4 protein-coding genes are annotated in these 3,549 nt (G+C 67.7%); 1 reads left to right on the top strand and 3 read right to left on the bottom strand.

Annotated features, from left to right (window positions below):
- Together D7X55_RS37485 and D7X55_RS37480 are read right to left on the bottom strand one after the other, a co-directional pair.
- The coding region (locus D7X55_RS37485; protein ID WP_147470374.1) for an FHA domain-containing protein at nucleotides 1-754 on the bottom strand (754 nt) is incomplete at its 3' end.
- A gap of 27 nt (nucleotides 755-781) precedes the next feature.
- The gene (locus D7X55_RS37480) at nucleotides 782-1,840 is read right to left on the bottom strand and encodes a lipopolysaccharide assembly protein LapB (RefSeq protein WP_199747318.1); all 1,059 of its coding nucleotides are present in this window, start codon (nucleotides 1,838-1,840) and stop codon (nucleotides 782-784) included.
- Nucleotides 1,841-1,943: 103 nt separating this feature from the next.
- Between D7X55_RS37480 and D7X55_RS37475 the strand changes: the two genes are divergently transcribed.
- A complete protein-coding gene (locus tag D7X55_RS37475) occupies nucleotides 1,944-2,462 on the top strand; it encodes a hypothetical protein (RefSeq protein ID WP_120553147.1) in 519 nt (172 codons plus the stop codon).
- On the opposite strand, the gene D7X55_RS37470 is transcribed toward D7X55_RS37475, so the two are convergent.
- Nucleotides 2,404-3,252, bottom strand: a complete 849-nt coding sequence (locus D7X55_RS37470) for an RDD family protein (RefSeq protein WP_120553146.1) — start codon at nucleotides 3,250-3,252, stop codon at nucleotides 2,404-2,406. The two genes, D7X55_RS37475 and D7X55_RS37470, sit on opposite strands and share 59 nt — an antisense overlap.
- Nucleotides 3,253-3,549: the final 297 nt, after the last annotated feature.

The raw sequence follows: 3,549 nt of genomic DNA, 5'->3' as shown, positions 1-3,549 counted from the left end.
GCGCGGGGGCCACGGCGGAGCTCTCCGAGGAGAGGCTCACGGCCGGCTCGTCGGGCGGCTCGGCGGGGTCCACGTAGACGAAGCGGGTGGCGCCAATCTCCAGCTCGTCGCCGTCCTTGAGCGCCTTGCGGTTCACCCGCTTCTTGTTGACCTTGATGCCGTTGCGGCTGCCCAGGTCCTCCACGTGCGTGCCGGACCAGTCGCGGCGCACCTTGGCGTGCTTGCGGGAGACGAGGTCGTCCTTGAGGATGACGTCGGCTTCCTTCTCGTCGCGGCCGAAGACGTGCTCCTGGGCCTCGGAGATTTCAATGCGCTGGCCCTCGCGCGGGCCGTTCATGTAGCGCAGGAAGCGCTCCTCGCCGCCGGCGAGGCCGCGCATCGCGTCCTTCAGGATGCCGCGCGCGAGGAAGGACGTCTTGTCGCTGACGTCCGGGGCGATCTCCACGACCTTGTCGAAGCGGACGTCGTACTGCGCGATGGCGATGACGTCGCCGTTGCGCAGCAGCTCCTTCTCTCCCTTGGGGAGCGCCTTGCCGTTGATCTTCGTGCCGTAGGCGCTGCCCAGGTCCTCCAGGAAGTAGAGGGTGCCCTCCTGGATGATGCGCGCATGGTTGCGCGACACCGCCTGCTGCGGGAGCACCACCTGGCAGGTCTTGTCCCGCCCCAGGGTGATGACGGAGTCGTCGAGGACGACCTCTTTGCCCGAGGCGCCTCCGGCCTCGCTGCGCTGTGTGACGGTCAGACGGACGCTCATCGCGTGTGTCGCTACCCGAAGGGACGGCTAGAACGAGTCGTTGGCGAGGAATCTCTCACACGTCGTGTACTCGGTGGGGAATTCCTCGGACGTGCCAAACTTCATGAAGTTCTTGCAGGCCGTCTCCGCGTGGTTCTTCTTCTGGGCCGCGGAGAAGATCTGGAAGAGGCCGAAGTGGCAGGGCGCGAACTTGGCGTCCAGCTTCACGCACTTGCGGTAGGCGTTCTCCTCCTCCGTGAGCAGGCCCTTCTCCCGGTACTGGCGCGCGAGCAGGTACATGGCCGGGGCGCTGTTCTCCGCCGTCTGGGTGTCCTTGAGCTCCTTGAGGGCGGAGTCGGTGAGGGCCACCTTGCGCTGGGCCACGGCCAGGTTGTTGAGGCAGCTGGAGTTCTTCTCATCCAGGCGCGCGCAGTTGCCAAAGGCCTCGCGGGCCTCCGCGAAGCGGCTCTGCTCCATCAGCACCGTGCCCAGGTCGTGCCACACCTCCGCGGAGTCCGGGGTGAGCTGGGCGGCCTGGGAGATGTGCTCGAAGGCGCCCTCCAGGTCCTTGTCCTCGTAGGCCATGATGCCGAGGTTGTGGTGGGCGTTGGCCACGTTGGGGTTGACCGCGAGCAGCGTGTCGAACTCCTTCTTGGCCTCCTTCTTCTTGCCCATCTTCATGTAGGTGAGGCCCAGGTCGTAGCGCGACTCCAGATTGTCCGGGTTCACCTGCAGGGCGCGCTTGAAGTTGTCGTGGGCCTTTCCGTAGGCGCCTTCCTCCAGGTAGAGCACGCCCAGGTTCTGGTAGGCCTGCAGGTGCTCCTGGTTGAAGCGCAGGGCCTTGATGAAGAACTCCTTCGCCTTGCCCTTGTTGCCCGAGTACATGGCGATGAGGCCCTTGTTGGCCCAGAGGTCCGCGTACTGGGGGGAGAACTCCAGGCCCAGGTTGCAGTAGGTCTCCGCCTTCTGCAGGTCCCCGTTGGCCATCTCCTGCGCGCACAGCTCATTGTTGATGAGCGCCCGTTCATGCGGGGGCGGCGTGCTGAGGCAGGCGGTGGTGGTGAGGGAGGCGGCGGCGGTCAGCGTGACGAAAAGGCGAAGACGCATGGCCGGCCGAGTGTAGGAGAGCGCCACCCCCCGAGGCAACGCCGGGCTGCCGCTGAATCAGCGCTGTTTTCCAGGGGTTAGGCCGGCTGTAGAGTGCCGCGCCATGCGCACCTACCTTTGTGCTTTCGGCTTGCTCGCTGCCCTGCTCGGCGCGGCCCCGGCTCATGCCCAGTTCGCCAACCGGAGTCTGGGACTGTCGCTGGGCTACATGGACTTCAAGCGCACCGCGGGACTCGCGGGGACGCCCTTCATCGGCCTGGAGGGCAGCCTCTACATCGAGAACGGCTTCGAGGTCGTCTCGCTGTCGAAGCTGATGTTCCCCACGGACACGTTCTCCAGGCCGGAGAAGCGCGTGGTGGGCCTGGCGCCGTCGCTGGGCATCCGCTACCTGCTCCTGGAGGAGACCATCCGCCCGTATATCGGCACGGACGTGAGCTACCTCATCGTCTTCAAGGAGACCGTCAGCAACTTCGTGGGCATCGGGCCCAACGCGGGCGTGGACTTCTTCCTCAGTGACTCGGTGAGCCTGGGCGTGCGCGCGCAGTACAACTTCTACCTGGCGCTCAACGAGGATACGCAGACGTCGCTGACGGGCTCGGTGGGCTTCGCGACGTACTTCTAGGGCCGTTGCTGGAGCGCCCCGGGCGTTGTCCCGGGGCGGGCAGCAGGGCGGCGGCGACGAGCAGCGTCCACTTCTCATCCGAGAGGTGGGCGGGCTTCTCCATGGCGAGCGAGTCCTGGAGCCGGGCGCCCAGCGCGGAGAAGAGGGTGAGCCGGGCCTCCAGCCGCAGCTCCTCGCGGCGCAGGGCGGCGGACAGCACCAGCTCCCGCTCCTCCGTGGACAGCCGCTTCACGCGTGAGACGAACAGCGGATCCGCCAGCAGGCCCTCCTCGCCGCGGGTTTCGATGGCGGAGGGCACCTTCAGGCGCCGCTCGCGCACGACGATGGTGCCCGCGAGCAGGTCCCCCAGCCGCTGGTGCGAGCGCGACACGAGCGCCACCGAGCCGCCCACGAGGTAGAGCAGGGGCAGCCGGTCCACCACGCGCGCCAGGTTGCGCAGGGCCGCGTGGTAGAAGCCGATGCGCACGCCGCTCTCCTGGATGACCCGGAGTGACATCACGCGCTTGCCCACCGTCTGGCCGGCCCACACGGTCTCCAGCGTGATGCCGTAGCCCCAGTCCACCAGGAAGTAGACGACGATGCCCAGCGCGCTGGCGAAGCCCGGGAACGCGGCCATGGCCACCTGGAACACCACCAGCACCGCCATCGTGGCGAAGCCGACGATGAGCGCGTCCAGGAGCCACGCCAGGAAGCGCGAGTACACCCCCGCCAGCGTGAAGCGGAACTCCACGTACTCCGGGGTCAGGACCGTGTGGGTGCCGTCGAGCAGGGTGTCGGGGGTGGGCGTCACGGCGCCGGAGTGTACGCCACGCGGCCTGCGTTCTGTCGCCGGGCAGGCGGGCGGCCTTCCCGGGCCGGAGGGCAGGTGCGGCCGGGGCGCGAAGAGTGTTATTCGTGATTAGCGGGCTCCACGCTATCCTGTCCGCATTCCCGCGCCCGTGGCCTCTTCCGAAACCTCATCCTGGAACCGCCGCGTCCTGCCGGCGGGTGCCTTCCAGTTCGCGCTCATCGCCGGGGTGACGCAGCTCAAGACGTCCGCGAACGCGCTGGTGCTGTCGCGCTTCGAGTCCCAGGCGCTGCCGTACCT

Source organism: Corallococcus sp. AB049A (assembly GCF_003668885.1).
Lineage (GTDB): Bacteria > Myxococcota > Myxococcia > Myxococcales > Myxococcaceae > Corallococcus > Corallococcus interemptor.
Note: the sequence above shows the minus strand (reverse complement) of the source record. Positions and strands in the feature narration are given on the sequence as shown.

Coding starts and splice junctions, on each gene's coding strand:
- D7X55_RS37480 (WP_199747318.1), bottom strand. CDS start 1,840: ATGCGTCTTCGCCTTTTCGTCACGCTGACCGCCGCCGCCTCCCTCACC.
- D7X55_RS37475 (WP_120553147.1), top strand. CDS start 1,944: ATGCGCACCTACCTTTGTGCTTTCGGCTTGCTCGCTGCCCTGCTCGGC.